The following is a 24,048-nucleotide window of genomic DNA, read 5'->3' on the forward strand; positions in this document are numbered from 1 at the left end:
CCTTCGATGCGGCGGGCGAGGCGATGAAGGCGAGCTACACTTATGCACTCGGCGATTATCTCGACATCGCGCGGACGCTGCGGGGGCGAAGCTTCCTGACGCGGTTCGGCTTGCATTGCCTTGCGGCCACGGTGGTTTCCTCGCTGCTTATCGTCACTCTGCCCCTGACCGGCGTGCAGAACGGGCCGCTCTGGTTCGCAGGCGTGCTCGCGGTCGTTCTCATCGCCGTGGAAATCGTCGTTCGCGCCAACATCATCGAGAAGGCGGCCTTTCGGAAAAGCGGCATGGCGCAGGTGCCGGTCTCGTTCGATCTCGGCGACGACGGCATCCGATGGGAGAGAAGCGGCACGAGCGGCCTGATCGGCTGGGAGCAGATCTCCAACGCGGCGTTCCTGCCCGAGGCGGTCGTGGTCGTCTTCGGCGAGCGGCAGGGCATCGCGCTTCCCGCGCGCGGGTTCGCAACCCCGGCAGAGTTCGACGAAGCCCGCGCATTTATACGCAGCCGGTTGGCAGAACGAGGCGTTGCGCTTAATAAGGAGCATTGAACTCCGACCGCTACGGACGCCATGACGCTCGCCATCGCCGACACGAAACTCGATTTGCGCCTTCTGAAGATCGACCTTCTCGCCATCGGGCAAGAGGCGCGGAAAGCTGCCCGCGCGCTCGCTCTGGCGCCAACTGAGCAGAAGAATGCGGCGCTTTTCGCTGCTGCGGCGGCGCTTCGTGCGCGCACGGATGACATCCTGCGCACCAATGCCGAGGACAGAGACGCGGCGCGCGCCTCGGGTCGCCCGGAAAGCTTTATCGACCGCCTGACGCTGACGCCTGCGCGCGTCGAAGCCATGGCGAAAGGCCTCGAAGACGTCGCGGCGCTTGCCGATCCCGTTGGCGAGACCATCGCGGCATGGGAGCGGCCCAACGGCCTCAAGATCAGCCGCGTGCGCGTGCCGCTCGGCGTGATCGGCATGATCTACGAGAGCCGTCCCAACGTGACGGCGGATGCGGGCGCGCTCGCGCTGAAGGCGGGCAATGCCGTGATCCTGCGCGGTGGCTCGGAGACCATCGCTTCCAACCGCGCGATCCATGCCTGCCTCGCGGAAGGCTTGCGCGCCGCCGGTCTTCCCGAAACGGCGATTCAACTCATCGGCACGACCGACCGCGCGGCCGTGGGGCTTCTCCTCGAAGGGCTCGACGGCGCGGTTGACGTGATCGTGCCGCGCGGCGGGAAAAGCCTCGTCGAGCGCGTGCAGAAGGAAGCGCGCGTGCCGGTGTTCGCGCATCTCGAAGGCATCTGCCACGTCTATGTGGACAAGGCCGCCGACGCGGAAAAGGCGCGCGCCATCGTGCTCAACGCCAAGCTTCGGCGGACCGGCGTTTGCGGCTCGGCCGAGACGTTGCTGGTGGATGAAGCGGCGGCGGATCGGCTGCTCGCGCCGCTTGTCATCGCGCTGCTGGATGCGGGCTGCGAGGTACGCGGCGATGCGGCGACCTGCGCCGTCGATGCGCGCGTCGTTCCTGCCACCGAACAGGACTGGGCGACCGAATATCTCGACGCGATCATCTCCGCGAAGGTGGTGCCGGGCGTCGCGGGGGCCATCGCGCATATCGAGCGCTACGGCTCGCACCACACCGACAGCATTGTGACCGAGGATGCCGCCACGGCCGAAACCTTCCTCGCGGAGGTCGACAGCGCCATCGTGCTGCACAACGCGTCGACGCAATTCGCGGATGGCGGCGAGTTCGGCATGGGCGCGGAAATCGGCATCGCGACCGGACGCTTCCACGCACGCGGGCCGGTCGGCGTGGAGCAATTGACCACCTTCAAATATGTGGTGCGCGGCGACGGGCAGACGCGCCCGGTATGACCCGCCACGCCGAGGTCAGCGAGGCCGATCTGAGGCCGCCGCACGCCGCGCCGGGCATGCGCATCGGCCTTCTCGGCGGATCGTTCAACCCGCCGCATGCCGCGCATCGGCTCATCAGCCTCAACGCCATGAAGCGACTCGGCCTCGACCGCGTGTGGTGGATGGTGACGCCGGGTAATCCGCTGAAGGACCATCGCGAACTCGCGCCGCTCGCCGAGCGCGTCGCGCATGCGCGTGACGTGTCGCGCCATCCGAAGATCGAGGTCACGGCGTTCGAGGCGGCCATCGGAACGGCCTACACAGCGGCGGCGCTGCGCCACCTCCGGAGATGCATGCCGCGCGTGCATTTCGTATGGCTCATGGGTGCGGACAACCTCGCGGGCTTCCATCGCTGGAACGAGTGGGAAACGATCTTCGAGACGGTGCCGATCGCGGTTGAGGATCGCCCGCATTGGCGGCATCGCGCGCTCGCATCGCCCGCCGCGCATCGCTTCGCGCGCTCGCGGGTGCCTGAGAGTTACGCGGCGGCGCTTCCGAACTTGCCAACTCCAGCTTGGGCTTATCTTTCGGGACCGCTGTCGAAACTGTCTTCAACTGCGCTTCGGGCGCAGCGGCGCGACCGGTGAGGGCGTTCGGCGGCGCTTGAGATGCTGCGGAAGGGGACGGATGCACGCGGCATTTTCCGCCCGCCGCGTCGATCTAGAATAATTTTCGGCCTGGGCCTATAATAAGTCTAGCATATGAAAAAATTTTGCTTTCTTGAGGCGTATTTCCAGCTTTTCGCGGCCGCGTAAGGTTTGCGCTAGAATTGTTGCATATATAGTCGCGCTATCGGAAAAATTGTTGCTCCTTCCGGGCGCTACACCCTTTCACACGCGAATAAAATCTTTGATCCGGGCGAAGCACTGTGAGATGTTCTCGCCACATCGCATCGGGTCCGAAAGACAATGCAGAACAAAATCATGCATAGACACTCCCTCCGGCACTTCTCGGCCGTAACCGCGATGTGTTCCCGCGCGTAGCGCTCCAGCGTTTTCCAAGACCTCTCAGCTTGAAACGCCGGTTTCTCCGGCGAAGGGAACTTCCATGTCCGACGCATATGTCATCGAATTGCAGGGTAATGCCGTAGGTATCATCGTGCGCCAGAAGCACGAGCCGAATACCTTCCGGTTTCTCTCCGCGCTCCACGCTTTCAACGATCTCGAAGGACGCGAATTTGCCAGCCCGTTCCACGCGGAAAAGGCCGCGCGCGAGCTGTGGCGCCAGCGCCCCTACATCATTCCCATGAGGAAGGGCGAAAAGGCCGCCTGACGGCATCGAACTCCAAGGCTGCGAGCGTCGTCTTCCGGGGGGATCTGCGACGCTTTATAGCAACCACGCTGCGGTTTCGGCCGCCGCAGCGTGGTAATTTTTGTCACGAAAGCGCTTCGGCGCATACGGCCTGAAGCCGAAGCGTTATCGCTTTTGATGGAATCAAAAACGCTCCAAACTTTTTGGGTGAGCGTGATCCGCTCCAAAAAGCGGCGCCCCTTTTTGCGGGTCACAGGCTACCCGGCAAAACGTGCTCGGCTCCTTCGAGGCGTTCGCGAGCGAACTCGCCCGGGGGTTCGAGATCAACGTCCCGAAGGGCACAATGTCGCCAGCGCGGCCTTCAACGCCTCGGGCAACGGCACGGGACGCCGCGTCGCGCGATCCACATAGACGTGGATGAAGTGTCCCTCGGCGCAGGCTGTGTCTTCGTCTTCGCGAAACAGACCGATTTCATAGCGCACCGACGACGTGCCGATGCGCGCCACGCGAATGCCCGCCGTCACGGCGTCCGGGAAGGTGATCGGCGCGCGATAGCGGCACGATGTTTCGACAACCAGGCCGATCACCGCGCTTGTCTCGATGTCGAGCGCGCCGGCCTCGATCAGATAGCGGTTCACGGCGGTGTCGAAATAGGAATAATACGTCACATTGTTGACGTGGCCATAAACGTCGTTATCCATCCAGCGCGTCTGGATCGGCGCGTGATGCGGATAGTCGGCTCGGCTGGCCGGGTCTTTTTTGCTCGCGTCGCTCACAACGACTTTCCTCCGCCTTGCTCTTCGTCGAACCACTGGCCGCCGAGTTTACGATGGAACGCCCGCGCCTAAAACTGGACCAAGGCATGACCGACCGCTTTCGCCGCTATGCGATCTACTGGACGCCCGAGCCGGGCAGCGCGTTCGAGGCGTTCGGTGCAGCGTGGTTCGGCGGGGAAAACTTCGGTCTCGATCCGGAGCTTGCCGCCCGCGCGAAGCGGGCGCCCGCGCGATACGGCCTGCATGCCACGCTCAAGGCGCCGTTCCGGCCTCGCTCGAGCGCGACCATCGACGATATGCAGCGCGCGCTCGACGCGTTTTGCAGCCTACGGCGCGCGCCGGAAGCATCGCCGCTCGGTTTCATCCGGCATCAGCGATACGTTGTCCTCTCGCCCGGCGGACGGACCGCCGCCATCGACTGGCTCGCCGCCGAATGCGCGACGCATTTCGACAGCTTCCGTGCCCCGCTCACCGATGCGGATCGCGCGGCCCGCGAGATCGACACGATGACGGACCGCGAACGCGCGCATCTGGAGGATTTCGGCTATCCTTACGTGCTGAGCGAGTTTCGCTTTCACGTCTCCCTCGCTGGGCCGCTGGAGTCAGGCGAAGCCGATATGGTGCGCCGCGCGCTGGAGCCGCATCTCGCCCCGATGCTTCGCGAGCCGCTCCGCATCGAGGCGTTGACACTTCTCGGCGAGCCGGAAGGCGGCGGGGCGTTTCAGATATTAAGCCGCCACCGTTTCCGATTTACCTGATCGCGGCGCTCCCCGCGTCATGCTCGGCGATGAAGGACATCACGCGCGGCACCACCTCCGTGCGATAACGCGAGCCGTTGAAGATGCCGTAATGGCCGACGCCGGGCTGCGTGTAATGCAGCTTCTTTGCGTCCGAAAGCCCGGTGCACAGATGCACAGCCGCTTCGGTCTGGCCGTGTCCGGTGATGTCGTCCTTCTCGCCCTCGATCGTCATCAGCGCCACGCGACGGATGGCCGACAGGTTCACCGCATGGCCGCGATGGCGCATCTCGCCCTTCGGCAGCAGGTGCTTAACGAAGACATGATCGATGGTCTGGATGTAATACTCGGCGGCAAGGTCCATGACCGCGAGATATTCATCGTAGAATTCCTTGTGCTTCTCGACCGAGTCGCCATCGCCCTTCACAAGATCGACGAACAAATCATTGTGCGCCCTGACGTGGCGGTCGAGGTTCATAGCCATGAAGCCGGTGAGTTGCAGGAAGCCCGGATAAACGAGACGCCCCGCGCCCGCGTTCGGCCACGGCACGGACGTGACAACGGTGCGACGGAACCAGTCTGTGCCGCGCTCTTCCGCAAGCCGGTTGACGCCGGTCGGGCTGACGCGGGTGTCGATCGGGCTGCCCTTGAGGATCACGCTTTTCGGCGCGAACGGGTTGTTGCGTGCTTCCATCAGCGCCACCGCCGCCATGACGGGGACGCCCGGCTGACAGACGCCCATCACGTGCACGTCGCCTTGGAAAAGCTCGATCATCTCGATGATGTAGTCGATGTAGTCGTCGAGATCGAAGCCGCCCGCGCGCAGGGGCACCTGACGGGCATCGGTCCAATCGGTGATGTAGACGTCGGCGTGAGGCAGCATCGCTTCGACGGTGCCGCGCAGCAGCGTGGCGTAATGGCCCGAAAGCGGCGCGACCATCAACACGCGGGGCGCGTCGTGCCGCGCGCCATCCGGCATCGCCTTCTTGAAATGGATGAGATTGCAGAACGGCTTCTTCCAGACGATCTCTTCCGCAATCGCCACGCTCTCGCCGCCGACTGTACATGAGCCCAACTTGAACCGGGGCTTCTTGTAACGGCGCGTGGTTCGTTCGAGGAGTTCGGCAGCGGCCGCCGCGTTGCGTCCCATCTCGGTGTAGGAGAAGGGATTAAGCGGGTTGCGCATCATGAGACGCGTGGAATTTGCTGCCATTCGTGCCGGCGACATGGCTGCGTGGCCAAACTCATAGAGGTGATAGAGCACCGGATTCTCCCTCGGAAATGTCTGATTGGAAGGATAACCCGCCAACCGTGCTAAAGATCAACTCCACTAAAGTTGAGCGATAATCTTCCAAGGGTACGTACGTGGAGCGCGCTCCGATATTAACTTTTAGTCGGGGGAGAGACTGTCTCTCGTGAAGTACCGGCGGCGATCTGCTTTTTGAGTTCGCCGACCATTACGTCGATCGGGGCGTTGAACATGAAACTCGTGATAAACTTTCCGTTACGACTCATCAAATACACGAACGCCGAGTGATCGACTGAATAGTCTTCGCCGCTGCCTGCCTTACGAAAATAGACACGGTAGGCTTTCGCGGCGCTTGCCACCTCGGCGGGATCGCCGGTCAGTCCGACGATGCGCGGGTCGAAATTTTCCACATAGCTTTTCATGACGGCCGGCGTGTCGCGGGCGGGATCGACGCTCATGAACACCGGAACGACGTCGCCAGCATCAGGCCCGAGTTTCGCGAGCACATCCGCCGCCTGCTGGAGCCCGGTAGGGCAGACATCGGGGCAATGAGTGTAGCCGAAGAAGACCAGCATCAATTTGCCGCGAAAGTCGGCGTCGGTGACGCGCTTGCCGTTCGTGTCGACGAGCGAAAAGGCACCCCCGATCAGCGGTTTGGTTGCGGTGCTGCCTGCATTCGAGAAGTGTGAAATTGCATACAGCCCTGCTCCCGCCGCGCCAAGAAAAGCGAGCGCTATCACGATTGCTGACCTGCGTTTCATGGTCGACTCCATCGATTGAAAAGGGAACGCCATTGATTTCGGCGGCGCTTGGCCTAGAAGATGTCATCGCAGCACAACCTCCTGTCGTCGGAGACGAGAGAGGAAGCTGTCGCCTTCGATCTAGCGCCGCTGGCACCGGCAAGTAAACAGGTTCGGAATATGGACATCCCGCGCTTTCCGGCAGACAGCCCTCGTTCACAAGCGAGCCGCCTCAGGCTTCGCACGACGATCAGGCACCGATGGTTCGCCGTGGCGGGACAGACGGGCACGATCCTGCTGCTGTACTACGGCTTCGAATTTCCTGTGCCGCTCGTCGCCTGCTTCGTTTTCATCCTGCTTTCGGCGACACTGAACCTCGTGCTGAGCCTGTCGTTTCCGCGCTCGCAGCTGCTTTCCACGCGCTATTCCGCGGCACTGTTGTGCTTCGACATGCTTCAGCTCACCGGCCTTTTGCTGGTTACTGGCGGCATCGAAAATCCGTTCATATTCCTTCTGATCGTCCCCGTCGCCGTTTCGGCCTCCACGCAGCGGCTTCGCGTTACGGTTTTACTTGCCGCGCTGACCGTGGTGCTGGCCACGATCCTCGCGATATGGCATTGGCCGCTGCCCTGGGCGGGTGAGCCGCCGGTCCTTCCACCAGATTACCAGGTCGGGTTGTGGGCGGCAGTCGTCTCCTGCATCGTTTTCATGGCGGTCTACGCCTGGCGCATCGAGCAGGAGGCGCGCGAGATGTCGCAGGCGCTTTCCGCCACCGAAATGGTTCTCGCGCGGGAAACGCGTCTCACCGCGCTCGACGGGCTCGCCGCCGCCGCCGCGCATCAGCTCGGCACTCCGCTTTCGACGATCACACTGGTCGCCCGCGAACTCGAACGCGAAATTCCGAAAGACGCGTCCATCCGCGAAGACATCGAGTTGCTTCAGACACAGGCGGCGCGCTGCCGGGATATCCTGAGCCAGCTTTCGCGCGCGGGCCGTGAGGAGGAGCAGGACGAGATTTTCTCGCAGATGCGCCTTCGCCACCTCCTCGAAGAGGTTGTCGCACCGCTGCGGACGCCGGAAACCGACATCATCGTGACGGTCAAGGACACGTCCCCGCAGGGAAAAACGGCCGCCGAGCCGATCATCCTGCGCAATCCGGGACTGATGCACAGCCTCGAAAATCTGATCGACAACGCCGCCGAGTTCGCAAACACGTGCGTCACGGTGGATGCCACTTACAATGCCGAGGAGGTAAAGGTGCGCATTCGCGACGACGGGCCCGGCTTTCATCCGACGGTCATCAACCGCCTCGGCGAGCCTTACGTCACGAACCGGCCCCGCGACGAAGCGGAGGATGAGGAGCACGGCATGGGGCTGGGCTTCTTCATCGCGAAAACGCTGCTGGAGCGGTCGGGCGCCTCGATCAGCATCGCCAACCGAACGGCTCCAGAGACGGGCGCGATCGTCGAAATTTCTTGGCCACGTGACAGACTTGCTGCATCGCTGTAAGTTGCAGGAAAGATTTGGCTTGTGTCGCTTAAATTTTGTGCGTCGTATTTTTATGGCGTATAGTGCGACACAATGTGAGATGTGACAAAAAGGTAAATGGGCAGCTCATGGCAACTCTCGCAAGTCCGGAAATCCGGACCGATAACTCGCTCCTGATCGTTGACGACGACAAGCCGTTCCTCTCGCGGCTCGCGAAAGCCATGGAGGCCCGCGGCTATGCCGTGCGAACGGCGGAAACGCTGGAAGCCGGCAAGCAGGCGATCCGCGAAGCCGCTCCCGCCTATGCGGTGGTGGACATGCGGCTTGACGACGGCAACGGCCTTGAAGTCATCAAGCTTCTCAGGGAGACCCGGCCGGATTGCCGCTCTCTCGTGCTGACGGGCTACGGCAACATTGCCACCGCCGTCACCGCCGTGAAGCTTGGCGCGGTCGACTATCTGTCGAAGCCGGCGGACGCCGAGGACATTCTCGCGGCGCTCACGGCATCCGGCGAGACGAAGCCAAAGCCGCCGGAGAACCCCATGTCGGCCGACCGCGTGCGCTGGGAGCACATCCAGCGTGTCTACGAGCTTTGCAATCGCAACGTCTCCGAGACGGCGCGCCGTTTGCACATGCATCGTCGCACGCTTCAGCGCATCCTTGCGAAGCGAGCGCCGAAATAGTCATTCCGCGAAACGGCCACCGCCTTCTCAACAGCATGATCCGCAAAATTCACGCCGGTTTTGCGAAAAACATCATGCTCAAACAAAAAGCGTAGAACCTGCTTTTGATCCGTCAAAAGCCATAAGCCTCCGGTGCAAGTTGCTGTGCTCTTGAGGCGCATAATTACGCTTGAGAGCGTGCAGCAATGTGGACTAATCCCGAGGCGTTCGCGACGCGTTGACCTGAGCGCGCTCGTCGCGACGTTCCCGAAAAAAGGCTCGCAACAACGCCGCGGCCTCAGCTTCCGCGATGCCGCCGTAGATCTCCGGCGCGTGATGGCACGTGCCCGCTGAAAAGAAGCGCACGCCGTTTTCCACCGCGCCGCCTTTCTCGTCCCACGCGCCGAAATACAACCGCCTGATCCGCGCGAAAGAAATAGCGGCGGCGCACATCGTGCAAGGTTCCAGCGTCACGTAGAGATCGTATCCCGGCAAGCGCTCGCTCTGGACAGCTTCGCAGGCTTGCCGGATCGCCCGCATCTCCGCGTGTCCGAGAGGATCGCGCACGGAGATGACAAGGTTGTGACCGCGCCCCGCAATCGAGCCGTCGGGCGCGACGACAACCGCGCCCACCGGCGTCTCGCCCAGGGCGGCGGCGCGCTCCGCTTCGATCAGCGCTTCCTGCATGTATCTGTTCGGCTTCACGCGGCTTGAGCCTGACCCTTTATGCAAATCTCTTCGGAAACAGCCGTCCGGCTCTGCCGCAATACGCGTCGTAAGCCGGGCCGAACTGCCGCCGCATCATCGCTTCCTCTTTCGGAACGCGAATGAACCACATCAGAGCAAAAGCCGGAAGAACAAGGAATCCCGCGATCCAGTTCTGGACGAGCAGCGGCTGTGCGGCTGCGGCTCCCCAGATCGCCGCATACATCGGGTGGCGGATGCGGGCGTAGATGCCGTTCGTCACGAGTTCATGTCCATCCCGCACTTCGAGGCCGGGGCTCCAGTTGCGGCCAAGATCGGCATGGGAACGCCAGAAGAGCCAGAGCGAAATCGCCATGAGCGCCGCGCCAACGGCTGCCGCCCATTCAGGCAGTCCGTAATCGGCGAACGAGAAGACACCGAGCCCGAGGTAGAGAAGCGGCAGAACCATCATCGTGGCGAACATCCCCATAAGAAGCGCTACTTCGACGGCATCCTTCTGTGAAGTCGAGATCGTGTTTTTCGCGTTTCGGATGGAATAGGGCGCGCGTATCGCCGTCTGAACGAAGAAGGCGACGAGCCACAGCATCGCGGGCCACCCGATTTCGCGCCAGCGGAGAACGGCGAGAACGAGCAACACGATCCCGATCAACGAGGTGATCGCGCCAATTCCACTCCTTATCATCGATTTTTTCTGAACAGCCATCGAAACCACCCAGCGTTTAAAACCGCGCAAGCCCAAGCGGGGGCTCTGGCGACTATATAACAAGTTGCCGGATCGGTTAAGAAGTTTAAGAGAGATAATCTATAAAAAACAATGCATTAGAATAAAAACAAGAATGGATCGCGATAAAAAAATCCCGGCGCAGCGGCCGGGATTTGTCTCTGTCGATATCAGCTCGCTCACGCGGCTTCCGCCGTCTCCTTGAGGTCGAGCTGATCCTGAAGGTCGCGCAGGATGTCGGCGGCCTTCGGCATGGGCACGGCGGCCGCGTCGAGGGCTGGGCGCGCATCGTCGCGCTTCACGTCGGCGCGGTCTTCATGCTTGAACTCGATAAGCTGCGTGCGCGGCTTCAGCACGTTGCTCGCGCGCACTTCGCGCCCGGCGTCCATCTCCTCTGTGTATGCGCCCGAGCGGAACATCGTCTCGATGGACTTCGCCACGACGCGCATGGTGCGTTGCGCCAGCTCCTCGCCGATGATCTGCTGGGCCTGCGCCTCCTTGATGCGCGACACGAAGCCCGCCGCCATCATGGCCACCTCGATCTGATAGCGGAAATTCTCCTCGGGCGAGTATTTCACGCGGTCCCAGACGTTCACCAGCAACGTGCTCATGTCGTCCATGACGACGCCCGCGCCGAAGAAGTCGAAGGACTTTGCGCCGCCCGAGTCGATGGAACCGATGGCGAGGCTCACGCCCATATCGGGATGGAGCGCCGACAGCGAGCCGTAAAGCTCGTCCATGGAGCGGATGACGTTGATCACGATCTGCGGATCGGTCAGCGAGCGCTCCTTCTCCGCGATCAACACCCGAACGCGCCGGATCTCGCGCTCCACGCCCTGCGCATCCGCAATGACGAGCTCGCTCTTGTCGGTGTCGCGTGTAAGAAGTTCGCGCAGCTTCGGCATGACGAAGATGACGTTGTACGCACCCACGTCGACGTCCGACAGGAGCTTCCGGTTCACGGATTGCTCGCCATCGATAAGGCTGGACCAGAAAGCCAGATCGAGCAGCGGGTTAAGCCCGAAAAAGGTCATCAGGTCTTTTTCTTCGTCGCCGAACTGCTGATAGTGGCGCGTGAATTCATTATATGCGAGAAGTATGCGTTGCGTGCGGTTCACGCCATCGGCCTGCTGGGCGGTTCGAGCGACTCGCAGCAACTCACGAATCTGCGCGGCATGAAGGGCTTCCCGCAAACTGTTGACAGCCTTTATAATCCTCTCTCGCCGCATGTCTTTGTCTCCTAACCTCGCCGAATCATTTGCGGTTTTCGGAAGGTTAGCCTTTTTTATTGGTTCACATCATGCCTTCACCGAACGATACACGCGATCAGGACACTGCGGGAGCCGAGAGGGTCGCAAAAGTCATAGCTAGATCAGGGCTTTGCTCTCGAAGAGACGCCGAAGTCTTGATTGGGGAAAAGCGGGTTTCCGTCAACGGCTCGATCATTGAAAGCGCCGCGCTGGACGTTTCTCCCACCGACCGAGTCGCCGTAGACGGCCATCCGCTGCCCGCGCGCGAGCCGCCGCGCCTGTGGCGCTACCACAAGCCGAAGGGCCGCGTGACGACCCACAAGGACCCGGAAGGCCGCCCGACCGTGTTCGAGGCGCTGCCCGACAACCTGCCGCGTCTCATTTCCATCGGGCGGCTCGATTTCAACACCGAAGGGCTTTTGCTCCTCACGAACGACGGCGAGCTCGCGCGCCATATGGAACTGCCGTCGACCGGCTGGGCGCGGCGTTACCGCGTGCGCGCGTTCGGCGAAATCGACCAGGCGTCGCTCGACAAGCTGAAAAACGGCGTGAGGATCGCGGGCATCAATTACGGCCCGGTGGAAGCCTCGCTCGAACGCGAGACCGGCGACAACGTCTGGATCACGCTCCTTATCCGCGAGGGCAAGAACCGCGAAGTGCGCCGCATCATGGAGCACCTCGGCCTCACCGTGAACCGGCTCATTCGCATCTCGTTCGGCCCGTTCATGTTGGGCGATCTGGAACCGGGGCAGGTCGAGGAAGTGAAGACGAGCGTCCTGAAGGACCAGCTCGGCCCGCGCCTCGCCCGTTCGCTCGGCGTGCGCCGCGAAGTCGTGCGCGAGGAAAAGCGCCTTTCGACGCCATCGCGCGGCAAGCCGACCTATCTGCGCCGCAAGGAGGCTGAACCCGAGCGGCCACGCCGGGCCTTCGAGGAGCCGCAGATGCGGCGTCGGCGCGTGCTGTCCGAGGACGCCTCGGAAGCGCCCATCGTGGAACTGGTGCCAGTGCCGAAGCCACCGCGCGCGGATCGCGGTGAGCGGGGAGAAAAGCGCGATTTTGCGCCGCGTGATCGTGGCGAACGGAGTTTCGACAGGCCGCGCGACGACGCGGGCGGCGAGCGGCGGTCCTTCGGGCGTCGCGAGGACAGCGGCGGGGAGCGCCCGGCGTTCCGCAGCCGCGCCGATGGCGACCGCGCGCCCCGTGTCGCGAGAGATGGCGATGCCAGCGAGCGCAAACCTTATCCGAAGCGCCGCGAAGGGGAAGGTGAGGGCGAAAGACGCTTCAACCCCCGTGATGCGGGCGACCGTCCGGCCTTCCGCAAACGCGAGGGTGACCGCTCGGAGCGGCCTTCACGCGCGGGCGGTGGCGAGCGTCCGCCCTTCCAGCGGCGTGAGTCGGACGCTGGCGCCGAACACCGTGGCGATGCGCCGAAGCAGACGTGGGCGCCCCGGATCGACGCCACGACAGAAGATCATTCGACGCCACGTTTCAAAAGGCGCGAGGAAGGCGGCGAGGGCAGGCCGTCGCGGCCGAGCGATGCGCGTGGTGAGCGCCGTCCGTTCAACCGCGATGCGCGCCCCGAGGGCCGCTTTGATCGCAAGCCGCGCGACGGCGATGCGGGCGGCGAACGTCGGCCGTTTGTGCGCCGTGAGGACGGTGCGGAGCGCCCGGCGTTCCGCAGCCGGAGCGATGGCGACCGCCCCGCGCGTTTCGCGAGGGATGGCGAAGGCGGCGAGCGCAAGAGTTCTACCGCAAGGCCAGGTTTTCGTTCCCGCGATGCGGGCGAGGGCCGGGGTGACGCCAGGTCGGCCGACGGATCGGGAGAACGCAGAAGCTTCCGTCCTCGCGAAGGTGGCGGCGAGCGCAAGAGTTTCGGTCCTCGCGAAGGGGCCGACCGTCCGCCTTTCCGCAAACGCGAAGGGGACCGTTCCGAACGGCCTTCGCGTGCGGCTGGTGAGGATAGGCCGCGCTTTCGCAGGCCGGAAGAAGGCGGCGATAGCGCGCGCGGACCACGGCCCGACCGGGCACCCGGCGACCGTCCGGCATACCGGAGCCGCAGCAACGAAGGCGGCGCAGGTGGCGAACGCAAGAGCTTCGACAAGCCGTTCCGTGAGCGGCGGGAAGGTTTCGGCGATCGTGCCCCGCAACGCGAGGGCGAGCGCCCGGCAGGCGGTGCGCCGTTCGAGAAGCGCGGCGGTGCGGGCGGCGCGCGGACGTACGGGAAAAAGCCGTTCGGTTCGCGCGACGGTGCGAAATCGTTTTCCGGTCGCGGCGGTAGCGGCGCAGGCACGGGCGACAAGCCTTTCGGCGCGCGTTCTGGCGGTGCGGCGGGGCGTGAACGCAGCGGTGGCGAAGGCGGCGAGGGCAAACCTTTCGGCGCTCGCAAGACGTTCGGCACGCGCGGCGGCAAACCGGGCGGTGGCGCGGGCGGCGGCAAGTTCGGCAAACCCTTCACCCGGCGCGATGGCCCGTCCAAGCCGCGCACAGGCGGCGGCCCCCGCAAGCCGCGTGGCGACAAAGCGTGAGGATCGTCGGCGGGCGATTTCGCGGGCGCGGCATTGCTGCGCCCGACGGCATGACGACGCGGCCCACATCGGACCGCGTGCGCGAATCGCTGTTCAACATTCTGGCGCACGGCATCGACGGCCCGCCGCTTGAGGGGGCGCGCGTGCTCGACTTGTTCGCAGGCACGGGCGCGCTCGGCCTCGAAGCCCTGTCGCGCGGCGCGGCATACTGCCTGTTCGTTGAGGATGAGGCGGCGGCGCGCGGCGCGATCCGCGAGAATATCGAGGCGCTCGGGCTGACGGGCGCAAGCAAGCTCTGGCGGCGTGATGCCACGAAACTCGGGGTCGCCGCACCGATGCAACCGTTTCAGCTTGTCTTCGCCGATCCGCCTTACGCGAAGGGCCTCGGCGAACTCGCGCTGAACGCTGCGCTCGATGGCGGCTGGCTCGCGGCGGGCGCGATCTGCGTGCTGGAGGAGCGCGCCGACGTGGCTGTCGCGCTGCCGGATGCCTTCGAGCCGCTCGACGCGCGCATCTACGGCGAAACGGCGCTGCATTTCTTCCGCAAGGGCTGAACCGCCAGAGCGCGCTTTTTCGGACGCCCCGACGCATGATAAGCTCACCCGCGAAGCGCTGACGCTTGAGCGAGGCGCAATCGGAGGCGTGCATGCCGTGGTCGTCCGAGCAATATCTGAAATTCGAGGATCAGCGCACCCGCCCCGCGCGCGACCTGCTCAACGCCGTCCCTGCCGAGGTGATCGCGAGGGCCGCCGATCTCGGCTGCGGGCCGGGCAATTCCACCGAACTCATCGCCGGGCGCTTCCCGGAAGCCGACATCGTGGGCGTGGACAGTTCCTCCGATATGCTCGACGCGGCGAAGAAGCGCCTTCCCGGCGTGAAGTTCCGCTTCGGACGCATCGAGGAGTGGAGCGAGCCGGGGCCGTGGGATCTTATCTATGCCAACGCGTCGCTGCAATGGGTGGGCCAACACGAGCGGCTTCTGCCGCGTCTCGCCGAACGGCTCTCGGACGGTGGATCGCTCGCCGTGCAAATGCCGGACAACCTCGCCGAGCCGTCTCACGCGAGCCTGCGGACCGTCGCGGCGACGCCCGCCTATGTCGCCAAGTTGGGCAAGGCGATCAAACTGCGCAGCCCTCTGCCGCGTGCCGAGTGGTATTACAAGCTGCTCAAGCCGTATGCATCGCGTGTCGACATCTGGCGCACCACCTATCTGCACGTGATGCCGAGCCACGACGCCATCGTGGAATGGGTGAAGGGCACCGGCGCACGGCCGTTCCTGAAGCCGCTCGACGAGGACGAGCAGACGGCCTTCCTCGCCGCCTATCGCGAAGAACTGGCGAAAGCCTATCCCGCGCTCGACGATGGCACCGTGCTGCTGCCGTTCCCGCGCTTCTTCCTCGTCGCGACGCGGTGAACGCCCCGGCTCAATATTCGCTTTCCTCGATCCATTTGACGGCGGCAGGCGCGCGGTAGGCTTCAAGCGCCAGAAGCAGAGCGCCCGGTTCGTCCGCCACGATCAGCATGTCGCGATGGAGCGGGCGGAGGAAGCCCTGCGCCACGACGTGGTCGAGAAAGCCGCTCAAGCCATCATAGAAGCCGTTCACGTTGAGGAGCGCGCAGGGCTTCTCGTGGTCGGAAAGCTGCGCCCACGTCCAAACCTCGAAGATCTCCTCAAGCGTGCCGATGCCGCCCGGCAGCGCGACAAAGCCATCCGATAGCTCGGCCATCAGCGCCTTTCGCTCGTGCATGGAGCCGACGATGCGCAGGTCCGACAGGCCCGCGTGGCCGACCTCCTTGCGTATCAGCGCCTCGGGGATGACGCCCGTCACCGTGCCGCCCGCCTCCATGCAGGCGTCGGCGAGGATGCCCATCAGCCCCACGGCCGCGCCGCCATAGACGAGGCCGATGTCGGCTTCGGCGAGGGCGGCCCCAAGTTGCCGCGCGGCCTCGGCATAGGCTGGGTCCGCGCCCCGGCTCGATCCGCAGAAAACACAGAGCCTTTGCATTGATGTCTTCCCCCGCAGTGTGAGATCGCGCCTCGTGAGTGAAGGCGCGCCGCGAGGCTTTGCTCTAACCCCGCGTTCCTTTCGGGCTATGCCTACCCATTTTCCGGCGAGGATGGAAGACGGCTGAATGATCGCGCGGCCTGCCATCGCGTGGCGCCAATCGTCGGACGCCTATGTCGCTGCGAACGCCAAGCTTGCGAGCGGGCGCGAAAAAGGCCGGGCATTGCCCGGCCATAGCTGACCGCCGAAGCGGTCTATTGAGCGGTTCTGAATGCCGCTGCTGATTCTGGTGTTCGAGGCGACGAACCGAGTGTTCGCCGCGAAGCGCTTACGCCTCGGCCTTGTCCTCGGCGGGGACTTCGTCCGCCGTCGTCTCTGCGAGAAGCTTCAGCGCCTGACCCGGCCAATCTTCGCGTTCGAGGCGACCGCCAAGCTTCAGGTAATCGTCGACGAGGGCGATTTCCTCATCGGTGAAGTTTGCAAGCTGCTCGAACTTGATCACGTTGAGCTCGGCAAGGCGCTTTTCGTCAGCGGCCTGCAGGCCCTTGATGAGCTTGAGGTCGTCCGGGTTGCCCTTCGGACGCTTGAAGCCCTTGAATTCCGCCTTGAGCGCCTTGGCGCGGACGTCGGTGCGCTCCGGGATACGGGCGGCCTTGCCGCGCAGGCCGCGCAGGTAATACAGCTTCGCGCGACGAACCTTGCCGCGGCGGATAACCGTGATGCTGTCGATCAGCGGCGAGTACAGCGGGAACACGCGCTCCACGCCTTCGCCATAGGAGATCTTGCGGACGGTGAAGCTTTCCTGGAAGCCGCCGCCAAAGCGCGCGATGCAGACGCCTTCATAGGCCTGAACGCGTTCGCGCGCGCCTTCGACCACCTTCACGTTCACGCGCAGCGTGTCGCCAGGCTGGAACGTCGGGATGCGGCGCTTTGCCTCAAGCTGCGCCATCTGCTCTTTTTCAAGCGTTTGGATGATGTTCATCTCTGCGAAATCCTTCTACGGCGATCAAAGGCACCTTCTTGCCGCGCTAAAAAGCGCAAGCCGCCGCGCCAGTTGAGCTGGAATTTCGCTTGTGTAAGCGAAAAATTCCGGCTTGTCGATTGCAACGTTTCGGTGACGGGCCGATTTCCGCGCAAGATAGCTGGATTATGTTGGCGGAAATGCAACGTAGCCCCCACATCAGGAGTATGATGCGACACCTTTATCTCCGCGCGCCCGCCGCCGTCTTTATTGCGCTTTTGGCGTTGAATTCCCCTGCCAGCGCAGGGGATCAGGCGAAGACGATCATCAATTCGCTCGACCCGAAGAGCATGACCGAGCTGTTCGAAGTCTCGCGTCGCCAACCCGACGCAGCGCTGACGAACATCACGCCGGTTTCGGCGAATACGTTCCGCTTTCTGTTCATATGGCCCGGCTCGAACCCGGTCATGACTTACGATCGCGTCGGGCGGAGCTTCGCCGAGCGATTCGTCGGGTTTGCGGATCAACTGAAGCTGCTGGTGAGGGGCTTCTGCCTGCCGACAAGCCACATGTTTTTCGGCACGGCATCCTATGGCGGCGAAGAGGTGAACGTCGCCTATCGCGACATTCAAGTGCGGTTCCGCGCGGGATGGCAGCCTGATTGCGCGGGGCGGTATCTTTCCGTCGCGGATGTGGATCGCCTGTTTGCGCCGCTGCCGATGACGGGCTTTGGCGCGGCGCTGCCATACCGTCCGCGCCCGGACAAGCCGACGGCCCCGCCGCAAAACGATCTGAAGCCCTTCCTCAATCCCGCGCAGCCCGCACCGATTCAATAAGCGCCTAGGCGAATCGACCGATCCGCGCGCTTCAACGCACAGCGTCGACTTTAGCGAACCGCCGCCTACCGCGTGGTGGCGTCTTTCGCGAGCGATGTCTGCTCGGCGCTTTCGGCATCGCGGAACATCACGTCGACGCGCATGCCGGGAAGCAGCGGCCCGCCGGGGTCCATGTCGAGAACCACTTCGAGGATATCGACGTCGGTATGCTTGCGCGGACCGCGCGAGGTAAGCTCGGGGCTGCCGAGCGTCTTCGCCATGGTGGCGACGCGCGCGTCGAAGATGCGATCTGGAAACGCCTCGGACTTGACGACTGCGCGCTGACCGACAAACACCTTCCGCACGTCGCGCTCTTCAACCTCGGCGCGCGCCTGCATGTGCTCGCTGTCGCCGAGCAGGATGAGCGGCGCACCGGCGGCGGCCATCTCGCCAGCGCGGGCGTCGACCTTGAGCACGGTGGCATCGGCCGGCGCGCGGACGCGCAACCGTTCGAGATTCGCGGAGATGCCGGTCACTTCGGCGCGGGCAGCGGCGAGGGCCGCTTCCTCCCGCGTCAGCTTCGGAAGGTCTCGCTCTTCCACGCGGCGGAGCTTCTGTCGCTCCCGCTCGACCCGGTCGGCGGCGGTGGAAACGGCCGTGCGCGCCTTGGCGACGTCGGCTTCGCTCGCCTTGTAGAGCTTCCTGTTCGCGAGCGCGGCGTCGAGGTCCATGCGCGTTTCGAAGGCTTCACGCTCGGCATCGTAGACCGCGTCTTCGGCCTTGCGGCGGTCCAGCGCCGCACCCTTGACCTTGGCGTCGTCGCGGTCGGCGAGTTTCACCGCCACCTGCGCCTCGAACGCCGCGAGCCTGGCCGCGAGTTCTCCGTCATCGAGACGGAAAAGCAGGTCGCCTTTCTTCACGTGCTCGTCCGCGCCGACGAGGACATCCTTGATGGCGGCGGGCACGGGAGCGGCAATGCGAAGCTCACGCCCTTTCGGTTCGACGCGGCCGGGCGCTGCTGCCGCCCATAGCGACGCTGCTGGTGCTGCGGGCTGCGGCTCGGACCAGGCGGGGCTGCCGCCCGGCTGGTAAACGCCGGTCGCGATGAGGATGGCGAGGCCGAGGCCTGCCGAGCCGAAGACGAGCGCCACTGACTTGGAACGAAAATTACGCATGCGCTTGTCTCTTTCTCTCCTGATAGGGGGCGGGAGTGCCGTGAGCCGCCTGCGGTTGTCTCGGCCGCGCCGGGATGACGGTCGCGGCGTGCTTCTTGCGCTCTCCCGAGATGATGCCGTCTTCGATTTCGATCACCCGGTCGGCGAACGGAATGGTGCGCGGATCGTGGGTCACGGCGAGCACGGCGCGGCCGTTTTTGCGGGCGACGCAGCTCAGTAGCTCCATGATCGCGTGCCCGTTTTCGGTATCGAGGGCCGCGGTCGGCTCGTCCGCCAGGATGACCGGCGGCTCCGGCGCGATGGCGCGGGCGATGGCGACGCGCTGTTTCTCGCCGCCGGACAGCGTGCCGGGGTAAGCCTTGAGCCGATGGCCGAGTCCGACCTCGATCAGCGCTTCAGCCGCGCGCTCCTTGCACTCACGGGAGGAGAAGCCGCGCACGTCGAGGCCGAGCCGCACATTGTCGAGCGCGGAAAGCGTCGGAAAAAGGTTGTAGGACTGGAAGATGAAGCCGAGATGGCGGCGGCGCAGGTCGGCGAGGTCTTCGGCCGAGCGGTGGACGACCGATTCGCCGCCGAGCGTCAGCGTGCCCGATGTGGGCGTGAGCAAACAACCGAGGATCGACAGCAGCGTGGTCTTGCCGCTGCCGGACGGCCCCATCAACAGCGTGAATTCGCCCTCGTAGAGCGCGAGATCGACGCCTTTCAGCGCCTGCACCTTGCCTTCGCCTTGACCGAGTTCCTTCACGATCTGGCGGGCTTCGAGAATGGGAAACGCTCTCATCGTGCAAACACCATGGCGGGATCGATCTTCGTCACCTTGAAAATGGAGGAAAGGGCTGACACCGCGCACATGACGACGGTGACGACGAGCAGCATCGCGGCGAGCTGCGGCGTCAGCATGATCGGCATGGGCGTGTGGAGGCTCGCTTGCGCCACGGCGAACGATACGGCGATGCCGAGCGCGTAGCCGAGGAACGCGCTGACGGTCGCCTGCGTGAGAATCACCTTGTGTATATAAAAAGAGGAGGAACCGAGCGCGCGCAGCGTGGCGAACTCAGCGAGGTGATCCTTGGTGCTGGAGTAAAGCGTCTGCGCGACGACAACCGTGCCGATAATCAGGCCCAGCACCGCGCCGCCCAGCAGCGCCACGCCCGCGCCGGTGCCGAACAGCCAGTAGTCGAGGTTCGTCTGGCGGAACTCCGCCTTGGTGAAGATCGACGTGCCGGGAAGCTTCGTTTCGAGCGCTCGCTTGACGCCGGAAACCGCGACGCCCGGTTGCACCTTCGCAAGATAGAACGTCGCCTGATCGGATGGCACGGAGAGAAGCTCCCGCGCCTTCGCGAGCGACATGAAGATGTAGGGCGAGGTGGTGAACGAGCGGATGCCTTCCGTCAACGCATCGACGCGCAGGCGCTGGCCGTTGATCTCGGCCACCGAGCCCACCCCGCTAATGCCAAGCGTGTCGGCATAGGTGCGGTCGACCGCGACGCCGTCGGGCGAGAGCGCGGACACGCTGCCTTCGGCTACGTTCCACGGCGGCAATGTGCCATCCGAGCCGACGACGACCACGCTTGTGGTGCTGGTGTCGTCCCTGGTCCACGGCGCGAAAGAAGCGACAACCGGCTCGACTGCGGTGACGCCGGGAACCGAGAGCGCTGCGAAGCGTTCGCGACCGTGAAGGATCGTCGCTTGCTCGAAGCTGTTCGAACCGTAGGCGGCGATCCAGATGTCACCGTTGGCGTGATCGATGGTGTCGACGATCATCTTGCGCGCGCCGAGATACAGCCCGAGCTGGACGGCGAGCAGGACGACCGCAAAGAGGATGCCGATGAGCGTCACGAGAAAGCGAGCTCGATCGTGAACGAGGTTGCGTATTGCGAGTTTGGTAACCATATAAACGCGGGCGTATCCGTCCTTTGGCGCGGAATGGGCGGGTTCCCGAAAACAAATTCTTACACGCGCCGCGGTCGGCAAATGTGAACGCCCAACTTCTGATAGAAGACCGGTTGAGCAAACAACTGTGGCAAGATGCGGGCGAAGTGTATCGGGCCTTCGCGGCAGCGTTGCGATCTTGACTTGGAACGCGTTGAACGTCATAAGGGCTGCAATCATCGCGATTGTAAGTTTTAGGCGTCTTCAAGAACCCGCCGGACTTGGCGGGAGTTCGTGCGATAGGGGGCGACATGGGAGCAGTCGATCTGCCTCCGGACTACCGGCCATCTGAAGACGAACCTTTCATGAATGAGCGCCAGCGCGCTTATTTCCGGAAGAAACTTCTGGATTGGCGGGACGAGATTCTTCGCGAAAGCAGGGAAACGCTCGATTTTCTTCAGGATTCAACCCAACATCCCGACATTACCGACCGTGCGAGCCACGAATCCGACCGTGGGATAGAACTTCGCGCGCGCGACCGTCAGCGGAAACTCATCGCCAAGATCGATGCGGCAATCGTCCGGATCGATGACGGCTCCTATGGCTACTGCGAGGAAACGGGCGAACCTATCGGCGTCAAGCGGCTGGACGCGCGTCCCGTGGCGACGCTGAGCCTCGAAGCGCAGGAGCGACACGAGCGCCGCGAACGCATCTATCGCGACGACTGAGCGCGTCGAACTTTATTTTTTCAGACATGCTCCCGCCGCCCCTGAGGGCGGCGGTTTTTATTTGATGCGATCAGCCCGTCACGTCGAAGGCGGCGAGCGCGGCCATGTTGACGAGGTCGTTATCCGAAGAGCCGAGCGATGCGATCTGCACCGGCTTCGACAGGCCGACCAGCATCGGGCCGATCACGATCCCGCCGCCAAGCTCCTGAAGCATCTTGGTTGCGATACTCGCCGCGTGGAAGGCGGGCATTATGAGCACGTTCGCCGTGTCCGACAGGCGGCAGAACGGATAAAGCGACATCGCGCGGCGGTTCAGCGCAACGTCTGCTGCCATCTCGCCGTCATACTCGAAGTCGACGCCGCGCTCGTCGAGCAGCTTCACCGCCCCGCGAAGTTGATCCGAGCGGTCGCTCTGCGGGTTGCCGAAGGTCGTGGCGGCTAGCATCGCGACGCGCGGCGTAAGCCCGAAGCGGCTTGCCACGCCCGCTGCTTCCACCGCGATGTCGGCAAGCTCCTGGGAGTTGGGCATGTCGTGCACGGAGGTATCGGCGATGAGCACGACCTTGCCACGGGTCACGATGACCGAAACACCGATCACGCGGCGGCCCGGCATCGGATCGAGCACGCGGCGCACATCCTGAAGCGCGGTCGACCAGTTGCGCGTGACGCCCGTCACCATCGCGTCGGCGTGGCCCATCGCCACCATGCAGGCGGCGAAGACGTTGCGCTCGTTGTGCACGAGGCGCAGGCAGTCGCGGTAGAGATAGCCCTTGCGCTGGAGCCGCTGATACAGGAATTCCGCGTATTGCTGGTTGTATTCCGACGTAGAGATATTGTGCTGCTCGAAGCTTTCGACGTTGTTCACGCCCGCCATGAAGAACGCCTGACGGATCTGTGCTTCGCGGCCGATGAGGATCGGCGTACCGAGCTTCTGGTTCGCGAATGAACTTGCGGCGCGGACAACCTGTTCTTCCTCGCCCTCGGCGAAGACGACGCGTTTCGGGCGCAGGCGAAGCGCCTCATGGATCGAGTTGATGAAGCCCGCCGCCGGATCGAGCCGGGCGGAAAGGCGCACCTTGTAGCCTTCCATGTCAACGATGGGACGGCGCGCAACGCCGGAGTCCATGGCCGCTTTCGCCACGGCCAACGGGATCGCAGTGATGAGGCGCGGATCGAATGGCGCGGGGATGATATAGTCCGGGCCGTAGCGCAGGCGCCGCCCGTAGACCTTCGCCACCGCGTCCGGCACGTCGGCGCGCGCGAGTTCCGCGAGCGCATTGGCCGCCGCGATCTTCATCGGCTCGTTGATGGTGCTGGCCTGCACGTCGAGCGCGCCCCGGAAGATATACGGGAAGCCGAGCACATTATTGACCTGGTTCGGGTAATCGGAGCGGCCCGTCGCCACGATGGCGTCATCGCGCACTTCCGCCACGTCTTCCGGCGTGATTTCCGGGTCGGGGTTCGCCATCGCGAAGATGATGGGCTTGTCGGCCATCGTCGCGACCATCTCTTTGGTCAGCGCGCCCGCTGCGGACAGGCCGAAGAACACGTCCGCGCCTTCGATCGCGTCGGCGAGCGTGCGCGCCTTCGTGTCGATCGCATGGGCCGACTTCCACTGGTTCATGCCCTTCTCGCGGCCGCGATAGATCACCCCCGACGTGTCGCACAGCGTCGCATTTTCGTGGCGCACGCCCAGCGCCTTCATGAGTTCGAGGCAGGCGATGCCCGCCGAGCCCGCGCCGTTGACGACGAGTTTCACGTCGGCGATGTCGCGGCCCGTGAGATGGACGGCGTTGATGAGGCCAGCCGCCGCGATGATCGCGGTGCCATGCTGGTCGTCGTGGAAAACGGGGATGTCCATCAGCTCGCGCAGGCGCTGCTCGATGATGAAACAGTCCGGCGCCTTGATGTCTTCGAGATTGATGCCGCCGAAGGACGGGCCGAGATAGCGCACGGCGTTGATGAACGCGTCCACGTCTTGCGTATCGACTTCGAGGTCGATGGCATCCACGTCGGCGAAGCGCTTGAAGAGCACCGCCTTGCCCTCCATCACGGGCTTCGAGGCGAGCGCGCCGAGATTGCCAAGGCCGAGGATCGCCGTTCCGTTCGAGATGACGGCGACGAGGTTGCCCTTCGCGGTGTAGTCGTAGGCGAGGCGCGGGTTTTCGGCGATGGCCTCCACAGGCACGGCCACGCCCGGCGAATAGGCGAGCGACAGGTCGCGCTGCGTCGCCATCGGCTTCGTCGGCACGATTTCGAGCTTGCCAGGCTTGCCTTCGGCGTGGAATTGAAGTGCTTCCTGCCGCGTGAATTTCGGCGGCGCGGCGACTGGCGTGGTGTGGCGGTTTTCGCCGGTTTGGCCTTCGGAAACGGCTTTCGGTCGCGTCGGCGACGTGTTTTTTGAAACGGACATGTCGATCTTCTGATGAGATGGGGACGCGGCCCGGTCTCGCACGCCGGAACGCTTTGTGGTTGACGTTAGC

25 protein-coding genes are annotated in these 24,048 nt (G+C 64.0%); 13 read left to right on the top strand and 12 right to left on the bottom strand.

Annotated elements, in window-relative coordinates; genetic code table 11:
* Positions 1 to 23 precede the first annotated feature (23 nt).
* The 4 genes from T281_RS00145 to T281_RS00160 all read left to right on the top strand — a co-directional run bounded on the left by T281_RS00145 (position 24) and on the right by T281_RS00160 (position 3,176).
* The gene (locus tag T281_RS00145) at positions 24 to 545 is read left to right on the top strand and encodes a YcxB family protein (RefSeq protein WP_037232345.1); all 522 of its coding nucleotides are present in this window, start codon (positions 24 to 26) and stop codon (positions 543 to 545) included.
* A 21-nt stretch (positions 546 to 566) separates the two neighbouring features.
* Positions 567 to 1,865 (top strand): glutamate-5-semialdehyde dehydrogenase, encoded by a 1,299-nt coding sequence (locus tag T281_RS00150; RefSeq protein WP_037232346.1) that lies wholly within the window; start codon positions 567 to 569, stop codon positions 1,863 to 1,865.
* Positions 1,862 to 2,491, top strand: coding sequence for a nicotinate-nucleotide adenylyltransferase (locus T281_RS00155; protein ID WP_037232347.1), 630 nt, complete (start codon positions 1,862 to 1,864; stop codon positions 2,489 to 2,491). Before T281_RS00150 ends, T281_RS00155 begins: the two co-directional genes overlap by 4 nt.
* A 460-nt stretch (positions 2,492 to 2,951) precedes the next feature.
* Positions 2,952 to 3,176 (top strand): hypothetical protein, encoded by a 225-nt coding sequence (locus T281_RS00160; RefSeq protein WP_037232354.1) that lies wholly within the window; start codon positions 2,952 to 2,954, stop codon positions 3,174 to 3,176.
* A gap of 302 nt (positions 3,177 to 3,478) precedes the next feature.
* Here T281_RS00160 and T281_RS00165 read toward each other — a convergent pair whose 3' ends face one another.
* Positions 3,479 to 3,931 (bottom strand): acyl-CoA thioesterase, encoded by a 453-nt coding sequence (locus T281_RS00165; protein WP_037232357.1) that lies wholly within the window; start codon positions 3,929 to 3,931, stop codon positions 3,479 to 3,481.
* Between the two features lie 86 nt (positions 3,932 to 4,017).
* Here T281_RS00165 and T281_RS00170 point away from each other — a divergent pair, with 86 nt between their 5' ends.
* On the top strand, positions 4,018 to 4,689 hold the full coding sequence (locus T281_RS00170) for a DUF1045 domain-containing protein (RefSeq protein WP_037232477.1): 672 nt from the start codon (positions 4,018 to 4,020) through the stop codon (positions 4,687 to 4,689).
* Here the strand turns inward: T281_RS00170 and T281_RS00175 are convergent.
* Positions 4,682 to 5,932 carry a polyhydroxyalkanoate depolymerase gene (locus T281_RS00175; protein WP_037232478.1) on the bottom strand — a complete coding sequence of 417 codons (1,251 nt, stop codon included), beginning with the start codon at positions 5,930 to 5,932 and terminating at the stop codon, positions 4,682 to 4,684. The two genes, T281_RS00170 and T281_RS00175, sit on opposite strands and share 8 nt — an antisense overlap.
* Before the next feature lie 119 nt (positions 5,933 to 6,051).
* Entirely contained in the window at positions 6,052 to 6,678 is a 627-nt protein-coding gene (locus T281_RS00180) for an SCO family protein (protein WP_037232484.1), read from the bottom strand.
* Between the two features lie 159 nt (positions 6,679 to 6,837).
* Here T281_RS00180 and T281_RS00185 point away from each other — a divergent pair, with 159 nt between their 5' ends.
* Positions 6,838 to 8,166: an ActS/PrrB/RegB family redox-sensitive histidine kinase gene (locus tag T281_RS00185; RefSeq protein ID WP_081796506.1), complete on the top strand. Its 1,329-nt coding sequence runs from the start codon at positions 6,838 to 6,840 to the stop codon at positions 8,164 to 8,166.
* A gap of 107 nt (positions 8,167 to 8,273) precedes the next feature.
* Positions 8,274 to 8,828, top strand: a complete 555-nt coding sequence (locus T281_RS00190) for an ActR/PrrA/RegA family redox response regulator transcription factor (protein ID WP_013417942.1) — start codon at positions 8,274 to 8,276, stop codon at positions 8,826 to 8,828.
* Between the two features lie 192 nt (positions 8,829 to 9,020).
* Here T281_RS00190 and T281_RS00195 read toward each other — a convergent pair whose 3' ends face one another.
* The 3 genes from T281_RS00195 to T281_RS00205 all read right to left on the bottom strand — a co-directional run bounded on the left by T281_RS00195 (position 9,021) and on the right by T281_RS00205 (position 11,195).
* Positions 9,021 to 9,494, bottom strand: coding sequence for a nucleoside deaminase (locus T281_RS00195; protein ID WP_155954951.1), 474 nt, complete (start codon positions 9,492 to 9,494; stop codon positions 9,021 to 9,023).
* Between the two features lie 37 nt (positions 9,495 to 9,531).
* Positions 9,532 to 10,194, bottom strand: coding sequence for a protein-S-isoprenylcysteine O-methyltransferase (locus T281_RS00200; protein ID WP_037232492.1), 663 nt, complete (start codon positions 10,192 to 10,194; stop codon positions 9,532 to 9,534).
* A 218-nt stretch (positions 10,195 to 10,412) separates the two neighbouring features.
* Positions 10,413 to 11,195 (bottom strand): hypothetical protein, encoded by a 783-nt coding sequence (locus tag T281_RS00205; protein WP_155954943.1) that lies wholly within the window; start codon positions 11,193 to 11,195, stop codon positions 10,413 to 10,415.
* A gap of 3 nt (positions 11,196 to 11,198) precedes the next feature.
* Here T281_RS00205 and T281_RS18565 point away from each other — a divergent pair, with 3 nt between their 5' ends.
* The 4 genes from T281_RS18565 (at position 11,199) to tam (ending at position 15,422) form a co-directional block, all read left to right on the top strand.
* Positions 11,199 to 11,477 carry a hypothetical protein gene (locus T281_RS18565; RefSeq protein ID WP_155954945.1) on the top strand — a complete coding sequence of 93 codons (279 nt, stop codon included), beginning with the start codon at positions 11,199 to 11,201 and terminating at the stop codon, positions 11,475 to 11,477.
* Between the two features lie 161 nt (positions 11,478 to 11,638).
* Positions 11,639 to 14,008, top strand: a complete 2,370-nt coding sequence (locus tag T281_RS00210; protein WP_052036852.1) for a pseudouridine synthase — start codon at positions 11,639 to 11,641, stop codon at positions 14,006 to 14,008.
* Complete coding sequence (gene rsmD / locus T281_RS00215; RefSeq protein ID WP_037232362.1) at positions 14,005 to 14,562, top strand: 16S rRNA (guanine(966)-N(2))-methyltransferase RsmD; 558 nt, start codon at positions 14,005 to 14,007, stop codon at positions 14,560 to 14,562. The genes T281_RS00210 and rsmD overlap by 4 nt, the downstream gene beginning before the upstream one ends.
* 92 nt (positions 14,563 to 14,654) lie before the next feature.
* Positions 14,655 to 15,422 (top strand): trans-aconitate 2-methyltransferase, encoded by a 768-nt coding sequence (gene tam / locus T281_RS00220; protein ID WP_037232365.1) that lies wholly within the window; start codon positions 14,655 to 14,657, stop codon positions 15,420 to 15,422.
* A 10-nt stretch (positions 15,423 to 15,432) separates the two neighbouring features.
* Here tam and T281_RS00225 read toward each other — a convergent pair whose 3' ends face one another.
* Both T281_RS00225 and rplS read right to left on the bottom strand, forming a co-directional pair.
* Positions 15,433 to 16,014, bottom strand: a complete 582-nt coding sequence (locus tag T281_RS00225) for an LOG family protein (RefSeq protein ID WP_037232370.1) — start codon at positions 16,012 to 16,014, stop codon at positions 15,433 to 15,435.
* A 328-nt stretch (positions 16,015 to 16,342) separates the two neighbouring features.
* Entirely contained in the window at positions 16,343 to 16,996 is a 654-nt protein-coding gene (gene rplS / locus T281_RS00230) for a 50S ribosomal protein L19 (protein ID WP_037232373.1), read from the bottom strand.
* Positions 16,997 to 17,202: 206 nt separating this feature from the next.
* Between rplS and T281_RS00235 the strand changes: the two genes are divergently transcribed.
* Entirely contained in the window at positions 17,203 to 17,811 is a 609-nt protein-coding gene (locus T281_RS00235; protein ID WP_037232375.1) for a hypothetical protein, read from the top strand.
* Between the two features lie 65 nt (positions 17,812 to 17,876).
* On the opposite strand, the gene T281_RS00240 is transcribed toward T281_RS00235, so the two are convergent.
* The 3 genes from T281_RS00240 to T281_RS00250 are packed head-to-tail and all read right to left on the bottom strand — an operon-like array spanning position 17,877 to position 20,804.
* On the bottom strand, positions 17,877 to 18,965 hold the full coding sequence (locus T281_RS00240; RefSeq protein ID WP_081796500.1) for an HlyD family secretion protein: 1,089 nt from the start codon (positions 18,963 to 18,965) through the stop codon (positions 17,877 to 17,879).
* Positions 18,958 to 19,746, bottom strand: a complete 789-nt coding sequence (locus T281_RS00245; protein ID WP_037232377.1) for an ABC transporter ATP-binding protein — start codon at positions 19,744 to 19,746, stop codon at positions 18,958 to 18,960. Before T281_RS00245 ends, T281_RS00240 begins: the two co-directional genes overlap by 8 nt.
* Entirely contained in the window at positions 19,743 to 20,804 is a 1,062-nt protein-coding gene (locus T281_RS00250) for an ABC transporter permease (protein WP_245269113.1), read from the bottom strand. The genes T281_RS00245 and T281_RS00250 overlap by 4 nt, the downstream gene beginning before the upstream one ends.
* Before the next feature lie 344 nt (positions 20,805 to 21,148).
* Here T281_RS00250 and dksA point away from each other — a divergent pair, with 344 nt between their 5' ends.
* Positions 21,149 to 21,565 carry an RNA polymerase-binding protein DksA gene (gene dksA, locus T281_RS00255; protein ID WP_037232381.1) on the top strand — a complete coding sequence of 139 codons (417 nt, stop codon included), beginning with the start codon at positions 21,149 to 21,151 and terminating at the stop codon, positions 21,563 to 21,565.
* Between the two features lie 70 nt (positions 21,566 to 21,635).
* Here the strand turns inward: dksA and T281_RS00260 are convergent, their stop codons facing one another.
* On the bottom strand, positions 21,636 to 23,978 hold the full coding sequence (locus tag T281_RS00260) for an NADP-dependent malic enzyme (protein WP_037232382.1): 2,343 nt from the start codon (positions 23,976 to 23,978) through the stop codon (positions 21,636 to 21,638).
* Between the last annotated feature and the right edge of the window lie 70 nt (positions 23,979 to 24,048).

This window comes from Rhodomicrobium udaipurense JA643 (assembly GCF_000636015.1).
Lineage (GTDB): Bacteria > Pseudomonadota > Alphaproteobacteria > Rhizobiales > Rhodomicrobiaceae > Rhodomicrobium > Rhodomicrobium udaipurense.

What these genes read in the sequence shown, in the direction of transcription:
- T281_RS00225 (WP_037232370.1), bottom strand. Translation starts at nt 16,014, where the DNA reads ATGCAAAGGCTCTGTGTTTTCTGCGGATCGAGCCGGGGCGCGGACCCA.
- T281_RS00245 (WP_037232377.1), bottom strand. Translation starts at nt 19,746, where the DNA reads ATGAGAGCGTTTCCCATTCTCGAAGCCCGCCAGATCGTGAAGGAACTC.
- T281_RS00185 (WP_081796506.1), top strand. Translation starts at nt 6,838, where the DNA reads ATGGACATCCCGCGCTTTCCGGCAGACAGCCCTCGTTCACAAGCGAGC.
- T281_RS00160 (WP_037232354.1), top strand. Translation starts at nt 2,952, where the DNA reads ATGTCCGACGCATATGTCATCGAATTGCAGGGTAATGCCGTAGGTATC.
- T281_RS00145 (WP_037232345.1), top strand. Translation starts at nt 24, where the DNA reads ATGAAGGCGAGCTACACTTATGCACTCGGCGATTATCTCGACATCGCG.
- T281_RS00180 (WP_037232484.1), bottom strand. Translation starts at nt 6,678, where the DNA reads ATGAAACGCAGGTCAGCAATCGTGATAGCGCTCGCTTTTCTTGGCGCG.
- rplS (WP_037232373.1), bottom strand. Translation starts at nt 16,996, where the DNA reads ATGAACATCATCCAAACGCTTGAAAAAGAGCAGATGGCGCAGCTTGAG.
- dksA (WP_037232381.1), top strand. Translation starts at nt 21,149, where the DNA reads ATGGGAGCAGTCGATCTGCCTCCGGACTACCGGCCATCTGAAGACGAA.
- T281_RS00235 (WP_037232375.1), top strand. Translation starts at nt 17,203, where the DNA reads ATGATGCGACACCTTTATCTCCGCGCGCCCGCCGCCGTCTTTATTGCG.
- T281_RS00195 (WP_155954951.1), bottom strand. Translation starts at nt 9,494, where the DNA reads ATGCAGGAAGCGCTGATCGAAGCGGAGCGCGCCGCCGCCCTGGGCGAG.
- T281_RS00260 (WP_037232382.1), bottom strand. Translation starts at nt 23,978, where the DNA reads ATGTCCGTTTCAAAAAACACGTCGCCGACGCGACCGAAAGCCGTTTCC.
- T281_RS00150 (WP_037232346.1), top strand. Translation starts at nt 567, where the DNA reads ATGACGCTCGCCATCGCCGACACGAAACTCGATTTGCGCCTTCTGAAG.
- tam (WP_037232365.1), top strand. Translation starts at nt 14,655, where the DNA reads ATGCCGTGGTCGTCCGAGCAATATCTGAAATTCGAGGATCAGCGCACC.
- T281_RS00200 (WP_037232492.1), bottom strand. Translation starts at nt 10,194, where the DNA reads ATGATAAGGAGTGGAATTGGCGCGATCACCTCGTTGATCGGGATCGTG.
- T281_RS00155 (WP_037232347.1), top strand. Translation starts at nt 1,862, where the DNA reads ATGACCCGCCACGCCGAGGTCAGCGAGGCCGATCTGAGGCCGCCGCAC.
- T281_RS00240 (WP_081796500.1), bottom strand. Translation starts at nt 18,965, where the DNA reads ATGCGTAATTTTCGTTCCAAGTCAGTGGCGCTCGTCTTCGGCTCGGCA.
- T281_RS00190 (WP_013417942.1), top strand. Translation starts at nt 8,274, where the DNA reads ATGGCAACTCTCGCAAGTCCGGAAATCCGGACCGATAACTCGCTCCTG.
- T281_RS00170 (WP_037232477.1), top strand. Translation starts at nt 4,018, where the DNA reads ATGACCGACCGCTTTCGCCGCTATGCGATCTACTGGACGCCCGAGCCG.